The 15,760-nt window shown below is 70.8% G+C and carries 13 protein-coding genes; 10 read left to right on the plus strand and 3 right to left on the minus strand.

What is annotated here, in order from left to right:
- Positions 1–78 precede the first annotated feature (78 nt).
- The 5 genes from QTI33_RS28670 (at position 79) to QTI33_RS28690 (ending at position 8,290) form a co-directional block, all read left to right on the plus strand.
- Positions 79–3,573, plus strand: coding sequence for a transglutaminase family protein (locus QTI33_RS28670; RefSeq protein WP_286509834.1), 3,495 nt, complete (start codon positions 79–81; stop codon positions 3,571–3,573).
- A 96-nt stretch (positions 3,574–3,669) separates the two neighbouring features.
- Positions 3,670–6,375, plus strand: a complete 2,706-nt coding sequence (locus QTI33_RS28675) for a circularly permuted type 2 ATP-grasp protein (protein WP_444814906.1) — start codon at positions 3,670–3,672, stop codon at positions 6,373–6,375.
- 33 nt (positions 6,376–6,408) lie between these two features.
- Positions 6,409–7,377, plus strand: a complete 969-nt coding sequence (locus tag QTI33_RS28680; protein ID WP_286509837.1) for a transglutaminase family protein — start codon at positions 6,409–6,411, stop codon at positions 7,375–7,377.
- The gene (locus QTI33_RS28685; protein WP_286509839.1) at positions 7,374–7,832 is read left to right on the plus strand and encodes a RidA family protein; all 459 of its coding nucleotides are present in this window, start codon (positions 7,374–7,376) and stop codon (positions 7,830–7,832) included. The genes QTI33_RS28680 and QTI33_RS28685 overlap by 4 nt, the downstream gene beginning before the upstream one ends.
- A complete protein-coding gene (locus tag QTI33_RS28690) occupies positions 7,829–8,290 on the plus strand; it encodes an Lrp/AsnC family transcriptional regulator (RefSeq protein WP_286510028.1) in 462 nt (153 codons plus the stop codon). Before QTI33_RS28685 ends, QTI33_RS28690 begins: the two co-directional genes overlap by 4 nt.
- A gap of 5 nt (positions 8,291–8,295) precedes the next feature.
- Here the strand turns inward: QTI33_RS28690 and amaB are convergent, their stop codons facing one another.
- The 3 genes from amaB to QTI33_RS28705 all read right to left on the minus strand — a co-directional run bounded on the left by amaB (position 8,296) and on the right by QTI33_RS28705 (position 11,916).
- Complete coding sequence (gene amaB, locus QTI33_RS28695; RefSeq protein ID WP_286509841.1) at positions 8,296–9,801, minus strand: L-piperidine-6-carboxylate dehydrogenase; 1,506 nt, start codon at positions 9,799–9,801, stop codon at positions 8,296–8,298.
- Positions 9,798–10,988, minus strand: coding sequence for a saccharopine dehydrogenase family protein (locus QTI33_RS28700; RefSeq protein WP_286509842.1), 1,191 nt, complete (start codon positions 10,986–10,988; stop codon positions 9,798–9,800). The genes amaB and QTI33_RS28700 overlap by 4 nt, the downstream gene beginning before the upstream one ends.
- Before the next feature lie 235 nt (positions 10,989–11,223).
- Positions 11,224–11,916, minus strand: coding sequence for a Crp/Fnr family transcriptional regulator (locus QTI33_RS28705; protein ID WP_286509843.1), 693 nt, complete (start codon positions 11,914–11,916; stop codon positions 11,224–11,226).
- Positions 11,917–12,005: 89 nt separating this feature from the next.
- Here QTI33_RS28705 and QTI33_RS28710 point away from each other — a divergent pair, with 89 nt between their 5' ends.
- Genes QTI33_RS28710 through QTI33_RS28730 form a run of 5 tightly spaced genes read left to right on the plus strand, consistent with a single transcriptional unit; the run spans position 12,006 to position 15,735 of the window.
- Positions 12,006–13,088, plus strand: a complete 1,083-nt coding sequence (locus QTI33_RS28710) for an aminotransferase class V-fold PLP-dependent enzyme (RefSeq protein ID WP_286509844.1) — start codon at positions 12,006–12,008, stop codon at positions 13,086–13,088.
- A complete protein-coding gene (locus tag QTI33_RS28715; RefSeq protein WP_286509845.1) occupies positions 13,085–13,531 on the plus strand; it encodes a hypothetical protein in 447 nt (148 codons plus the stop codon). Before QTI33_RS28710 ends, QTI33_RS28715 begins: the two co-directional genes overlap by 4 nt.
- 10 nt (positions 13,532–13,541) lie before the next feature.
- Positions 13,542–14,531: a Bug family tripartite tricarboxylate transporter substrate binding protein gene (locus tag QTI33_RS28720; protein WP_286509847.1), complete on the plus strand. Its 990-nt coding sequence runs from the start codon at positions 13,542–13,544 to the stop codon at positions 14,529–14,531.
- Positions 14,528–14,920, plus strand: a complete 393-nt coding sequence (locus QTI33_RS28725) for a RidA family protein (RefSeq protein WP_286509848.1) — start codon at positions 14,528–14,530, stop codon at positions 14,918–14,920. Before QTI33_RS28720 ends, QTI33_RS28725 begins: the two co-directional genes overlap by 4 nt.
- Positions 14,921–14,955: 35 nt before the next feature.
- Positions 14,956–15,735, plus strand: coding sequence for a cyclase family protein (locus QTI33_RS28730; protein WP_286509850.1), 780 nt, complete (start codon positions 14,956–14,958; stop codon positions 15,733–15,735).
- The last annotated feature ends 25 nt before the right edge of the window (positions 15,736–15,760 follow it).

Below are 15,760 nucleotides of genomic sequence, written 5' to 3' on the forward strand. Positions count from 1 at the left end.
TTCTTTGGCGCGCAAATTGCTTGATGTGTCGGCTAGTATGCGTCTCACCCCGAGGCACCCTCGACGCACCGAGAAACAATGTCCATCCACGCCGCCCTCCACCACGTCACCCACTACAAGTACGACCGTCCGGTGCAACTCGGCCCCCAGGTGGTCCGCCTGCGCCCGGCGCCGCATTGCCGCAGCAACGTGATCTCGTATTCGCTGCAGGTCGAACCCGCCGAGCACTTCGTCAACTGGCAGCAGGACCCGTTCGCCAACTACCAGGCGCGGCTGGTGTTCCCCGAGAAGACGCGCGAGTTCAAGGTCACGGTCGACCTCGTGGTCGAGATGGCGGTCTACAACCCCTTCGACTTCTTCCTCGAGCCGCAGGCCGAGAACTTCCCCTTCGAGTACACCGAGTCGCAGGCCCAGGAACTGGCGCCCTACCTGGTGGCCGACGAGGCGACGCCGCTGGTCAAGGCCTATCTCGAGAAGATCGACCGCAAGGAACAGCGCACCATCGACTTCCTGGTCGGGCTCAACCAGCAGGTGCAGGGCGACGTCAACTACCTGATCCGCATGGAGCCCGGCGTGCAGACGCCGGAAGAAACGCTCGCCAACGCCTCGGGCTCCTGCCGCGACTCGGGCTGGCTGCTGGTGCAGCTGCTGCGCCACTGCGGTCTGGCGGCACGCTTCGTCTCGGGCTACCTCATCCAGCTCACGCCCGACGTCAAGGCGCTCGACGGCCCGAGCGGCACCGAGGTCGACTTCACCGACCTGCACGCCTGGTGCGAGGTCTACCTGCCGGGCGCCGGCTGGATCGGGCTCGACGCCACCTCCGGCCTGCTGGCCGGCGAGGGCCACATTCCGCTGGCCTGCACGCCGACGCCGTCGAGCGCCGCGCCGATCGAAGGCGTGGTCGACGATGCCGAGGTCGAGTTCGGCCACGAGATGAAGGTCACGCGCATCTACGAGTCGCCGCGCGTCACCAAGCCCTACACCGACGAGCAATGGGCCGGGATCGTGGCCCTGGGCGATGCGGTCGACAAGCGCCTCGCGGCCGGCGACGTGCGCCTCACGATGGGCGGCGAGCCGACCTACGTCGCCACCAGCGACCGCGATGCGGCCGAATGGAACACCGATGCGCTGGGCCCCACCAAGCGCGGCTATGCGACCGAACTGGTGCACAAGCTGCGGGCCGAGTACGGGCAAGGCGGCTTCCTGCATTTCGGCCAGGGCAAGTGGTATCCCGGCGAGCAGCTGCCGCGCTGGGCGCTGTCGATCTTCTGGCGCGCCGACGGCGAGACGCTGTGGCACGACCCCGCCCTGTTCGCCGACGAGCGCACGCCCACCCACTACACCAGCGAGGATGCGCGCCGCTTCACGACGGTGCTCGCGCACCGCCTCGGCCTGACCGAGCGCTACATCCAGCCGGCCTACGAGGACGTCTACTACTACCTGTGGCGCGAGCGCCGGCTGCCGGTCAACGTCGACCCCTTCGACTCCAAGCTCGACGACGAGATGGAGCGGGTGCGGCTGCGACGGGTGTTCACGCAGAAGCTCGACGCCGTCATCGGCTACATGCTGCCGATCGAGGCCGGCAATGCCGACGGCGATGCGCCTGCGCTGGCCGGCCCGGGCTGGAAGACCGGGCCCTGGTTCCTGCGCGACGACCGCATGTACCTGATCCCGGGCGATTCGCCGATGGGCTTGCGCCTGCCGCTCGATTCGCAACCCTGGGCCAGCAAGGGCGACTACCCCTACCTCATCGAGCGCGACCCGACCGCGCCGCGCGGCAGCCTGCCGAGCGCGGCCGACTACCGCGCCCGCTACACGGGCCTGGCGCCCGGCGCCGGCGCCGACCGGGGCGCCGTGCCCTATGCCTTCGGGGCGCCCGAGGCCGCGCCGTCGACCCTGCGCATGCAGTCGCCGGGCGACGGCTCCAGCCCGTCGAGCGACGACAGCGCGGACCCGACCACGCCGCGCCAGCCGCGGCGCGGCGAGTCGGCCCACTGGATCACGCGCAGCGCGCTGTGCGTCGAGGTCCGCGACCCGCGCCGCGCCAACGGCCCGGCGGCCGAGAAGCTGGGCAGCGCCTCGGGCGTGCTGTACGTCTTCATGCCGCCGCTGGCCCGGCTCGAGGACTACCTCGACCTGGTCGCCGCGGTCGAGGCCACGGCCGCGCAGCTCGGCGTCCAGATCGTCATGGAAGGCTATCCGCCGCCGCGCGATCCACGCCTCAAGATGCTGCAGGTCACGCCCGACCCGGGCGTGATCGAGGTCAACATCCACCCCGCCCACAACTGGCGCGAGCTGGTCGACCACACCGAGTTCCTCTACAACGCGGCCTTCGAGACCCGCCTGTCGGCCGAGAAGTTCATGACCGACGGCCGCCACACCGGCACCGGCGGCGGCAACCACTTCGTGCTCGGCGGCGCGGTGCCCACCGACAGCCCCTTCCTGCGCCGACCCGAGCTGCTGGCCAGCCTGCTGCTCTACTGGCACAACCATCCGTCGCTGAGCTACCTGTTCTCGGGCATGTTCATCGGCCCGACCAGCCAGGCGCCGCGGGTCGACGAGGCCCGCAACGACCAGGTCTACGAGCTCGAGATCGCGCTCAAGGAAATCGCCCGCAACCGCGAGATCCACGGCCAGAACATGCCGGCCTGGCTGGTCGACCGCACCTTGCGCAACATCCTGGTCGACGTCACCGGCAACACGCACCGCAGCGAGTTCTGCATCGACAAGCTCTACTCGCCCGACTCCAGCACCGGCCGCCTGGGCCTGCTGGAGCTGCGCGCCTTCGAGATGCCGCCGCATGCGCGCATGAGCATCGCCCAGCAGCTGCTGCTGCGCGCCTTCGTCGCCCGCTTCTGGGACGAGCCGTACCAGGCGCCGGCCACCCGCTGGGGCACCGAGCTGCACGACCGCTTCCTGCTGCCGACCTTCGTCAAGATGGACTTCGACGACGTCATCAGCGAGATGCGCCAGGCCGGCTTCGCCTTCGATCCCAACTGGTTCGCGCCGCATTTCGAATTCCGCTTCCCGCTGGTCGGGCAGGTGCAGGCGATGGGCGTCGAGCTGTCGCTGCGCAATGCCCTCGAGCCGTGGCACGTGATGGGCGAGGAAGGCTCGGCCGGCGGCACCGTGCGCTATGTCGACTCGTCGCTCGAACGCATCGAGGTGCGCGTCACCGGCCTCAACGAGAGCCGCCACGTCATCACCGTCAACGGCAAGGTGCTGCCGCTGCAGCCCACCGGCACCGTCGGCGAGTTCGTCGCCGGCGTGCGCTACAAGGCCTGGAATCCGCCCTCGTCGCTGCATCCCGCCATCGGCGCCCATGCGCCGCTGACCTTCGACATCGTCGACACCTGGATGAAGCGGTCGCTGGGCGGCTGCCAGTACTTTGTCGCCCATCCGGGCGGTCGCAACTACGACACCTTCCCGGTCAACGCCTACGAAGCCGAGAGCCGGCGCCATTCGCGCTTCTCGCGCATGGGCCACACGCCGGGACTGATGCGCACGCCTCCGGCGACCATCGAACTGGCCGGCAGCCGCGAGTTCCCGTTCACGCTCGACCTGCGGCGCTGAGCGCATGTCGAGGCGGCGCGGCGTTTCGGACTTTTCTCACGCAAGCGCCCCGTGTCGTCGTGACCGCAGTGTGACAATCGGCGCACCGTGGACCCACTGAACGAATCCCTCTTCGACGCCCAGGCCCTGGAAGCGCCTGCGGCGCTCGCGGCCGCGCTCGCGCCGCCGGCTGCGCCCGGCCATTTCGACGAACTGCGCGGCCTCGCGACGCCGCAGGGCGAGGCGCGCCCGGGCGCGCCTTCGCAGCCGGCGCCCCTCTACGAGGCCTCCTCCGTCCCGCCCGCCGCGCCGGCCGCGCCGGCCAGCGAGGCCATCGACACCGGCGCCCGCGACCAGGCACCGCTGGTCCCCTCCTGGAGCGGCTTCTTCGAGCACCTGGGCCCGGGCGGCTTCGACGACCTGCCACGGCGCGCGATCAGCCTCGAGCGCCAGATCCGCGACAACGGCGTCACCTACAACGTCTATGCCGACGCCGACGGTCCGCAGCGGCCCTGGTCGCTCGACCTCTTTCCGCTGATCGTCTCGCCGGAGAGCTGGGGCCAGATCGAAGCCGGCGTGCAGCAGCGCGTGCGCGTGCTCGACCACGTGATGGCCGACGTCTACGGCCCCCAGCAGCTGCTCGCCGAAGGCCTGCTGCCGGCGGCGCTGGTGCAGGGCCACCCGGGCTACCTGCGGGCGCTGCACGGCGTCCGCCCGCCGGGCGACACCTGGCTGCACATCGCCGCCTTCGACCTGGCGCGCGGCCCCGACGGCAACTGGTGGGTGGTCTCGCAGCGCACCCAGGCGCCCTCGGGCCTGGGCTACCTGCTCGAGAACCGGCTCGCGATCGCGCGCCAGTTCCCGCAGGCCTTCGAGAACCTGCAGGTGCAGCGCCTGGCGGCCACCTACAACGCCATGATGGAAGGCCTGCAGCGCATGTGTCCGGCCGGCCAGCCGCCGCACATCGCGCTGCTGACGCCCGGCCCCTACAACGAGACCTACTTCGAGCATGCCTACCTGGCGCGCTACCTCGGCATCACGCTGGTCGAGGGCAACGACCTCACGGTGCGCGACCAGCGCCTCTACCTCAAGACGCTGCAGGGCCTCAGGCCGGTGCACGGGCTGGTCAAGCGGCTCGACGACCAGTACCTCGACCCGCTCGAGCTGCGACCCGATTCGACGCTCGGCGTACCGGGGCTGCTGCAGGCGATCCGCGCCGGCAACGTGCTCGTGGCCAACATGCCCGGGTCGGCCTTCCTGGAATCGCCGGCGCTGCTGGGCTTTCTGCCGGCGCTGGCGCGCCGGCTGATCGGCGAGAAGCTGCAGCTGCCGGCGCTGCCGACCTGGTGGTGCGGCGAGCGCGCCGCAATGGAAGCCGTGCTGCCGCAGCTGGGCGACTGCGCGATCAAGGCCACCTACCCCGACATCGACGCCCACACCAGCTTCGATGCGGTGCTGGGGCGCCACATGGGCCGCCGCGAACTCGACGAATGGGCGGGCCGGATCGTGCGCCAGGGCGAGGCCCACACGGTGCAGAGCTACCTGCCGCTGTCGCAGATGCCGACCTGGACCCAGGACCTCGGCCGCGGCCACATCGCGCAGCGCTCGGTGCTGCTGCGGGTATTCGCGGTCAGCGACGGCCCGCGCTCCTGGCGGGTGCTGCCGGGCGGGCTGGCGCGGCTGGCCGGACGCGACGCGCAGATCGCCTCGATGCAGCGCGGCGGCAGCAGCGCCGACGTCTGGGTGCGCACCGACGGCGAGGTCGACCGCACCACGCTGCTGCAGCCGCACGCCACGCCGGCTTCGCTGGCGCGGCACCGCGCCCCGGTCACCAGCCGGGCGGCCGAGAACATGTTCTGGCTCGGGCGCTACACCGAGCGGGCCGAGAACGCGGTGCGGCTGGCCCGGCTCACGCTCGACCTGCTGAGCGGCGAGGACCAGTCTTCGCGCGCCCTGCTGGTCTGGCTGCATCAGCTGGCCCAGCGCAATGCGCTGGTGCCGCCCGAAGTGCCGAGCCTGCCCAAGTCGCGGCGCGTCTTCGAGCGGGCGCTGATCGCCGAGCTCGGCAACGTCGACACCGGGGGGAGCGTGGGCTGGAGCCTGCGCTGCATCCGCCAGTCGGCCGCCGCGGTGCGCGAACGCCTGTCGCAGGACCACTGGAACCAGATCGTGCGGGCCGAGTCCGACTTCCTGCGCCGCAGCGCCGAGCAGGCCGGCGAGAAGGCCGAGGGCGGCTACGCCACCGGCATCGCGCTGCGCCTGCTCGAATCGGCCAGCACCTCGCTGTCGGCCATGACCGGCGCCCAGACCGACCGCATGACGCGCGACGACGCCTGGCGGCTGCTCTCCATCGGCCGCCACATCGAGCGCCTCGGCTTCCTGTCGAGCGCGTTGGCGGCCGGCTTCGAGCACGGCTCGGTGCACGAGGTCAGCGGCTTCGAGGCGATGGTGGCGCTGTTCGACAGCACCATCACCTTCCATGCCCGCTACCAGCAGCGGCGCGACGTCGCCACCCTGGTCGACCTGCTGGTGCAGGACGGCGACAACCCGCGCTCGCTGGCCTGGGTCACGCACACCCTGCGCAAGCGCATCGCCAAGCTGGCGGGCAGCGCGCCCGACCGGCTCACGGCGCTGTCGTACGACCTGCCAGACCCCGACACCTGGACGCTCGAAGGGCTGTGCGAGGCCGGCCCGGAGGCCCAGTACCCGGCCCTGGTGCAGCTGTTCGCGGCCAGCGAGACCGCGGCCTACCATGTGTCGGATGCCATCGGCACCCGCTATTTCACGCTGACCTCCGAATCGCTGCGGTCCGTGGGGGCCTGAAACGGCCCGCCTGGGGCGAGTAAAGTCCCGTCCATGCTGCTCCACGTCACCCACGCCACCCGCTACGACTACACGCCGCCGGTCGAGACGGCGCAGCACCTGGCGCACCTGAAGCCGATGAACACGGCCTCCCAGCGGCTGGTGAGCCATGCGCTGACGATCAGCCCGACCCCGGCCCAGCATGGCGAGTCGCCGGACGTCTACGGCAACACCCGCGCCTTCTTCGCGCTCGAAGCCACCCACGAGGAACTGGTCGTCACCGCCGAGAGCGTGGTCGACACCGCCCCGCCGGTGCTGTCGGCGGCGATCGCCCGCGAGCTGCCCTGGGAAGAGGTGCGCGAGCGCTTCCGCTACGTCAAGGATTCGAGCTACGACCCAGCCTCCGATTTCGTCTTCCCGTCGCGCTACGTGCCGCGCCATGACGACTTCGCCGCCTACGCGCGGCCCAGCTTCGCGCCCGGCCGGCCGGCCTTCGACGCCGCGATGGACCTGACGCTGCGCATGTACCGCGATTTCGAGTACGACGCCGGCAGCACCGAGATCAGCACGCCGGCGATCGAGGCACTGGCCCAGCGCAAGGGCGTCTGCCAGGACTTCGCCCACATCATGATCGCCTGCCTGCGCACCCTCGGGCTGCCGGCGCGCTATGTGAGCGGCTACCTGCTGACCCAGCCGCCGCCGGGCCGGCCGCGCCTGATCGGCGCCGACGCCTCGCATGCCTGGGTCTCGGTCTACCTGCCGGGCGCCGACGGCCCGGGCGACTGGGCCGACTTCGACCCGACCAATGGGCGCCAGCCCGGCGAGGACTACGTGACGCTGGCCATCGGCCGTGACTACTCCGATGTCTCGCCGATGCGCGGCGTGCTGCATGGCGGCGCCCGCCACACGCTCGCGGTCAGCGTCACGGTGCGGCCGCTCGAGGAGCTGAAGGAGCAGGCGGCGGCGGCGGCGCAATCCCAATCCCAATCCCAATCCCAATCCCAGAACAAGGAGTCCTCATGAGCGTCTACGACAAACTCACCGCCCTCGGCATCACCCTGCCCCCGGTGGCCACGCCCGCCGCCGCCTACGTGCCGTTCGCGCGCACCGGGAACCTGGTCTTCCTCTCCGGCCACATCGCCCGCAAGGACGGCAAACCCTGGGTCGGCCAGCTCGGCGGCGCACTCGGCACCGACGACGGCAAGCAGGCCGCGCGCGCGATCGCGATCGACCTGCTCGGCACCTTGCATGCGGCGGTGGGCGACCTGAACAAGGTCAAGCGCATCGTCAAGCTCATGAGCCTGGTCAACTCCACGCCCACCTTCACCGAGCAGCACCTGGTGACCAACGGGGCCAGCGACCTGATGGCCGAGGTCTTCGGCAGCGAGAAAGGCGCCCATGCGCGCAGCGCCTTCGGCGTCGCGCAGATCCCCTTCGGCGCCTGCGTCGAGATCGAGTTGATCGCAGAGATCGAATAAGCCGTTCATTGGACGACACCGACCGCCATCTGCTGAGCCTGCTCCAGGCCGACGCCCGCGCGCCCGCCGCGACGCTCGCGCGCCAGCTCGGCGTGGCGCGCACCACGGTGGTCGCCCGTATCGCGCGGCTGGAGCGCGACGGCGTGATCGCCGGCTACGGCGTGCGACTCGGCCAGCGCCTCGAACACGCCGCCGTGCGCGCGTACTGCGGGCTCAGCGTGGCGCCGAAGGCCGGCGCCGCGGTGGTCCGGGCCCTCGAACGGCTGCCCGAGGTCGAGGAACTCTCGGCCGTCAGCGGCCAGTACGACTACATGCTGGCCCTGCGTTGCGAGACCAACGAGCAGCTCGACGCGCTGCTCGACCGCATCGGCCAGATCGAGGGCATCCAGCACACCCACACCTCGGTGGTGCTGAGCCGCAAGATCGATCGGCGCAGCGCGGTGCCGCTGCCCGGCTGACCGGATCAACCGAATCGGATGCCCTGCGCCAGCGGCAACTCGGTCGAGAAGTTGATGGTGTTGGTGCTGCGGCGCATGTACTGCTTCCAGGCGTCGGAGCCGCTCTCGCGGTCGCCGCCGGTTTCCTTCTCGCCGCCGAAGGCGCCGCCGATCTCGGCACCGCTCGGGCCGATGTTGACGTTCGCGATGCCGCAATCGGACCCCGCCGCCGAGAGGAAGCGCTCGACCTCGCGCAGGTCGTTCGAGAAGATGCACGACGACAGGCCCTGCGGCACCTCGTTGTGGATCGCGATCGCCTGGTCCAGGTCGTCGCAGGCCAGCACGTGAAGCAGCGGCCCGAAGGTTTCCCGCCGCACCAGTTCGGTCTGCGCCGGCATGTCGGCGATGGCCGGGCGCACGTAGAAGGCGTTGGGAAAGCGATCCGCCAGCACCCGCTCGCCGCCCGTGAGGATGCGGCCGCCCTGTGCCTCGACCTCGGCCACGGCCTGCCGTAGCGTGTCCCAGGCCGCTTCGTCGATCAGCGGACCGACCAGCGTGCCGTCTTCGAGCGGATGGCCGACGCGCAGGCTGTCGTAGGCCGGCAGCAGCTTCGCGAGCAACGCCGCCTTGACCGAGCGGTGCACGATCAGGCGCCGCAGCGAGGTGCAGCGCTGGCCCGCCGTGCCCACCGCGCTGAAGAGAATGGCCCGCAGCGCCATGTCCAGATCGGCCGCCGGCGTGACGATCATCGCGTTGTTGCCGCCGAGCTCGAGGATGCGCCGGCCGAAGCGTGCCGCCACGCGCGGGCCGACCTCGCGGCCCATGCGCGTCGAGCCGGTGGCGGAGACCAGCGCGATGCCGGGGCTGTCGACCAGCGCCTGCGCGTGCTCCCTTCGACCGATCACGATCTGCGCGAGCCCTTCCGGCGCTCGGTCGCCGAAGCGCGCGATGGCACGCTCCAGCGCCTTGAAGGTGGCGAGGCCGGACAGCGGCGCCTTCTCCGACGGCTTGAAGACGACCGGGTCGCCGCACACCAGCGCGATGGCCGCATTCCACGCGAACACCGCACTCGGGAAGTTGAAGGCGGTGATGACCGCCACCGGCCCGAGCGGGTGGTACTGCTCCATGATCCGGTGGCCGGGCCGTTCCGACACGATGGTCTTGCCGTAGAGCTGGCGCGACAGGCCGAGCGCGAATTCGCAGATGTCGACGGCCTCCTGCACTTCGCCCAGCCCCTCCTGCGCGATCTTGCCGACCTCGACCGACACGACATGGCCGATGTCGGCCTTGGCCTGGCGCAGCTCCTCGCCCCAGAGCCGGACGAGTTCGCCACGCGCCGGCGCCGGCACCTCGCGCCAGCGGTGGAAGGCGGCCGTGGAACGCTCGATCACGTCGGGCATCGACCCCATCGGCGTCTCGTGCAGCCGTGCGAGCTCGCTGCCATCGACGGCGCAGCGCACGCCCAGCGTCCCGCCGGACAAGGCCGGTGCCGCGATGCCGCAGCGTTCGAGGACCTTTTGCAGCGCGTTCATGCTTGTGGCTCCTTGCGTGCGCGACGTCGCGCCTGAGGCGGCCAAGTATGAGCGAAGGTGGCGCCGCGATGCGGGCCGGCCGGCGCCGCGCCGGCGCCCGGTTCGCGAAGCGCGGCGTAGCAGGCGCCGACGCGCGTAGCCAGGAAGTCATCGAGCGCGACCCGCTCCTGCCCCACGAAACCGCGCGCCGGCAGGCGGCCCGTGCGCAGCAGCTCGAACACGCCGACCACGCCCGCCGCGGTGGCGAGCTCGATCGCGGTGCGGTCCACGCCGCGCAGGCGGCCACCCTGGATGCGGGCCATGCGCGTCTCCTGCTCGAGGCGCCCGCCACGCAGGCCGGAGGCCGAGGCGAACACGATCACCACGTCCTCCCGGCTGTGCGGCACGGCGTATTCCAGCACCTGTCGCAGCAGGTCCCGCCGCTCGGCCAGCCGCAGGTCGTGCAGCAGCAGCGCCATCGCATCGCGGTGGCCCGGGTAGCGCAGCGTCTTGTAGTCGAGGTTGCGCACGCGGCCCGCCAGCGTCTCGCACAAGGTGCCGAGCCCGCCCGAGGTGTTGAAGGCTTCGTAGGTGTCGCCGTCGAGCACCAGCGTCTCGAGCCCTTCGAGCGGCTGCGCCGACACCGGCTGGCCCTGCACGATGGCCGCGCACGGATGGCAGTACTCGTTGATCAGGCCGTCGATGCTCCAGGTGAAGTTGTAGCGCAGGCCGTTGGTGGCGTGACGCGAGAGCGCACCGACGCGCAGGTGCAGGTCGTGCAGGTCGTCGAAACGGCTGGCGAGGTGGGCACCCAGCATGCCGATCACGCCGGGCGCCAGGCCGCACTGCGGCATCAGCACCGTGGCGGCGCCGTCGGCCAGGCCCCGGATGGCGCGGGTGGCCGCCACATCCTCCGTCAGGTCGAGGTAGTGCACGCCGAGCCTGCGCGCAGCGGCCGCCACGCGCCCGGCCTGCTGGAAAGGCAGCGCGTTGATCAGCAGCTGGTGCCCGGCCAACGCGGCCGCCAGCGCCGTGTCGTCCTCGACGTCGAGCACCGTGCGCCGCACCAGCCGGTCGTCCAGCGCATGCCGCGGCGGTTCACGGTCGGCGAGCGTGACCGGCATCCGGTGGTAGTCGGCCAGCATGTCGGCCACCGTGCCACCCACCTTGCCGGCGCCCAGCACCAGCACGTTGCGAATCGAGATCATCGGGTCCTCCCTTGCGGCATCGGAAGAACCGACTCTAGGAGCCCTCGCGGTCGGGCGGAAGCCGCCATTGCGTCGAAGGACCGCTTGGCGCAGACGAAACGACGGCCCGGACGATCGATAGGTCAGGCCGCGCCGCACGCCGGGCCCGGCAAGAAAAAGAGGGCCGCTTGTAAAGCCGTTGACATACGGCGTCCAAGTCCGTTCCTACACTGGGCCGCCATCGACCCGGGTCCCATCACAAGACCACGGCCCGCTGTCTCAGCGCCTGCATCTCTCGGATCACGCAATGCGACTTGACCATCTCGATCAGGCCCTGCGCCTGCAGCTGCATCAGCACGTTGGAGGTCATGACCCGGCTCAGGCCGGCGAGGTTGGCCATCTCCTGGTGGGTGAACGAGATCCGTATCGCAACGCCCTGCCCCTGCGCCTCGCCGTAGGTGCCGGCCAGCTGCACCAGGTGGTGCACCACCCGCTGCGCCGCCGTCGCCTGGCTCAGCAGCAGGTTCTGGTGCGCCAGCACGCGCAGCTTGACGCTCATGAGCCAGAGCACCTGGCGCATGCATGCCTCGTCGCGCATCATCCCTTGCTGCAGCAGCGCCAGGCCCACCTGCCGCGTGACCACGTCCGACGAGGCCACCGCGGTGACCGAATGCCGGCCGTCCAGGAACGCGCTGCATTCGCCCACCATCCCCTGCGTGCCGACGATGGCCATGTGCTTCTCGTGGCCGGCCTCCGACAGCAGCACCAGCCGGACACGGCCCTGCTCGACGACGTGGACATGGGTCACGGGGTCGCCCTGCGAGAACAGGGTCTGGCCCTTGCGGAACTCCACCCGCGGCGCGCCCTGCGCCGTCAGCATTTCCCAGCGGAAGTGCGGCACCTCGATCCACGCCGAAGGGGAAGCCGTCGTCTCTGCGTTCTTGTTCATCGCCTCGAAGCCCGCTCGTCGCGGCGGGCAGTCACATGAAACATCCATTCTCCTCATACCGAAAGCTCTTTCCCATCCTGGACCACGCGGTGCAGCTGTCCAGCTGCTCGCAGAGCGCGCTGAGCCTGCCGGTGCGCCAGGCCATCGACGAGTACCTCGACGTCTGGGTGCGCCGCGGCGCCGACTGGGGCTACTGGATGGACCAGGTGGCCCTGGCCCGCACCGAGTTCGCTCGCATGATCCACGCCAACGTCGAAGACATCGCGGTGCTGGGCAGCGTGTCGGATGCCGCCTCGGCCATCGCCTCGGCGCTGCGCTTCGACACCGGACGCCCCGAGGTCGTCACCAGCACGCTGGACTTTCCCTCGATCTGCCACGTCTGGCTGGCGCAGCAGCCGCGCGGCGCGCAGGTGCGCCTGGTGCAAGCCGAGGCGGGCCGCACCGACACCGCGCAACGGATCGCGGCGGCGATCAGCGAGCGCACGGCGTTGGTGTCGGTGTCGCAGGCCTGCTTCTACGACGGGCAGATCGTCGACATCGCGGCCACCGGCCGGGCGGCGCGCGCCCAGGGGGCGCTCCAGTTCGTCGATGCCTACCAGTCCGCCGGCTCGGTCGCGATCGACGTCCGGGCCCAGGAGGTCGACATCCTGGCCGCCGGTGCCCAGAAGTACCTGCTGGGCATTCCGGGCATCGCGTTCCTCTATGTGCGGCCGGCGCTGGCGCGGCAGCTGGTGCCCACGGTCACCGGCTGGTTCGGCCGCGTCAACCCCTTCGCCTTCGATCCCGCGCAGCTCGATTTCGCCGACAGCGCCACGCGCTTCAACACCGGCACGCCGCCGATGATGTGCGCCAGCGTCGCGCGCGCCAGCATGGCCCTGCTCAACGAGATCGGGGTGCCCGCGATCGAGGCCTACCTGCAGCAGCTGTCGGCCGTGGCCATCGAGGAGGCGGCGCGCCTGGACCTCGAGGTGGCGAGCCCCCTGGACCCCGCCGCCAAGGGCGCGAACACCGCGATCCGCATCGCCGACGCCGACGCGGTCCAAGAGCGGATGCTGCAGTCGGGCTACGTGGTCTCGGCGCGCAACGACGTGATCCGGATCGCGCCGCATTTCTACAACACGGCCGACGACGTCGTGGGCGCCCTGCGCGAGCTGGCTCGGCTGACGCGATGACCGCCACCCACAGCGCTTCGGTCCAATGCCGCGCGAGCCCGCAGCAGGCCCTGGACTTCCTTGGCGATGGCCTGGCGCTCGGCCAGTGGGCCCTGGGCTGCTGGCAGACCGAGGCGGCCGGCGCCGGCGTGGTGCGCGGCCACTCGCTGTTCGACGACTCGCCGAGCTGGGTGCGACCGGTGGTCGACAGCGCGCGCCTGACCGTGACCTACCACGTGGGCGGCGCGCCCGACGCGCTCGCCCCCCGCATCCACGCTACGGTCGAGCCCGATGCGGCCAGCGGCGGCTGCCGCATCGCCCTGCATGCGGCGCGCGGCGCCGACATGGACGACGCCCGCTGGCTGCGGCTGGTGCGCTGCCACGAGCTCGAGGTGCTGCTGATCCAGGCCCGCCTGGAACGCAGCGCCGCCGCGGACGCGCCGCAGATTCTGCAACCACGATGAGGAAGAGATCATGAACCGACGCCGACTCGGCCAGGCCTTCACGGCCGCGCTGCTCGCCCCCGCACTCTCGTCGCCCTGGCTGGCCCACGCGAACACCAAGGCCTACAGCGGCCCGATCCGCGTGCTGGTGGGCTTTCCACCGGGCGGGGCCACCGACGTGGTGGCGCGCGCGGTGGTCGACAAGCTGGGCAAGGCCATGAACGGCCAGGTGTTCGTGATCGACAACAAGGCCGGCGCCGGCGGCCAGATCGCCGCCCAGTTGCTCAAGGCCGCACCGGCCGACGGCTCGACGATCATGCTGTCGATCGACCACACGCAGGTCATCATCCCGCTGACCATCGCCGCCGCCGGCTACGACCCGGTGAACGACTTCACCGCGCTGGCGGGCGTGGCCTCGTACTACAACGTGCTCGCGGTCAGCGCCGCCACCGGCATCCAGTCCATGGCCGAGCTCGGCGCCTGGGTCAAGGCCCATCCCGACGCGGCCAACTACGGCGTCCCCGCGGCCGGCAGCGTGCCGCAGTTCATCGGCCACATCGTCGGCAAGTCCTTCGGCGTGACGATGAACTCCGTGCCCTACAAGGGCGGCGCGCCGATGGTGCAGGACCTGCTCGCGGGGCAGATCCCGATCGGCATCGCGTCGATGACCGAACTGATCGAGTACCACCGCGCCGGCAAGGTCCGCATCCTCGCGAGCTCGGGCCAGGCGCGCAGCAAGACCGCGCCCGAGATCCCGACCTTCCTCGAACTCGGCTACAGCGGCATCGACAAGAACCCCTGGCTGGCTTTCTTCGGTCCGAAGGGCCTGCCGGCCGACTTCGTCGAGCAGTTCGACCGCGCGATGAAGACCGTGCTGGCCCAGCCCGACCTGCAGGAGAAGCTGGCCAAGATGGGCAACGAGGTCACGGCGGCGCCGTCGAAGGAGGTCGAGCAGTGGGTGGTCGATGCCTCGCGCAGCTGGGGCAAGGTGATTCGCGATTCGGGGTTCAAGGCGCAATGAGCACGACCGCGCGCACCTTCATCCAGAGCGGCTCTCGCTGGGAAGAACTGGCCGGCTACTCGCGCGCCGTCGTCGACGGCGACTGGATCTTCGTCTCCGGCACCATCGGCCAGGACTTCGCCAGCGGCGCGTTCCCGGCCACGGCCGAGCAGCAATGCGAGCTGGCGCTCGACACCATCGAAAGCGCCCTGGCGCAGGCGCGGGCCAGCCTCGCCGACGTGGTGCGGGTGCGGGTCCACGTGCCCGATCGCGGCGACGTGATCGCGGTCAGCGGCGTGCTCAAGCGCCGCCTGGGCGACAACCGGCCGGCCAACACGACCCTGTGCGGCGCGCTGGCGGTCGACGGCGCCAAGGTCGAGATCGAGGTCACGGCCCGGCGCCGGGCCTGAACGAACGAATTCTTCCCACGGATAGGAACCCCCCGATGAGCATCCTGACCCACCTCGCCGCGGCCCTGCGCGATCGATCGGTCCGCACGATCGACCTGACCCACACCCTGAGCGAGGATTTCCCGCCGCTGCAACTGCCGCCACAGTTCGGCCAGGTCGCAGCCTTCAAGATGGAACGCATCTCGCGCTACGACGAGGCCGGTCCCGGCTGGTACTGGAACAACTTCACCTGCGGCGAGCACACCGGCACGCACTTCGATGCGCCTGCCCACTGGGTGACCGGCAAGGACCATCCGGGCAACACGGTCGACACCATCGACGCCGGCAACTTCATCGCGCCGGCGGTGGTGGTCGATGCCAGCACCGAGGTGGCGGAGGATCCCGACTGGCTGCTGACGGTGGACTTCCTGCAGGCCTGGGAAGCGCGCCACGGCCGCATCCCCGAAGGCGCCTGGGTGCTGCTGCGCACCGACTGGTCCCACCGCATCGCCGACCCGGCCGCCTTCGTCAACATGCGCGAGGACGGCGCCCACACGCCGGGGCCGACCCAGGCCGCGGTCGAGTGGCTGATCGGCGAGCGCAAGGTGCATGGCTTCGGCGTCGAGACGATCAACACCGATGCCGGCCAGTCGTATGGGTGGCCGCTCGCCTACCCCTGCCACACGCTGATGCACGGCGCGAACCGCTACGGCCTGCAGTGCCTGAAGAACCTCGACCAGCTGCCACCCACCGGGGCGCTGATCGTGTCGGCGCCGCTGAAGATCCAGGAGGGGTCGGGGAGTCCGTTGCGGGTGTTGGCGCTGGTCGAGGGTTGAGCGGGCCGCAGCCCATCCGAATGCG

The organism is Variovorax davisae, from assembly GCF_030316845.1.
Taxonomy (GTDB): Bacteria; Pseudomonadota; Gammaproteobacteria; order Burkholderiales; family Burkholderiaceae_C; genus Variovorax; species Variovorax davisae.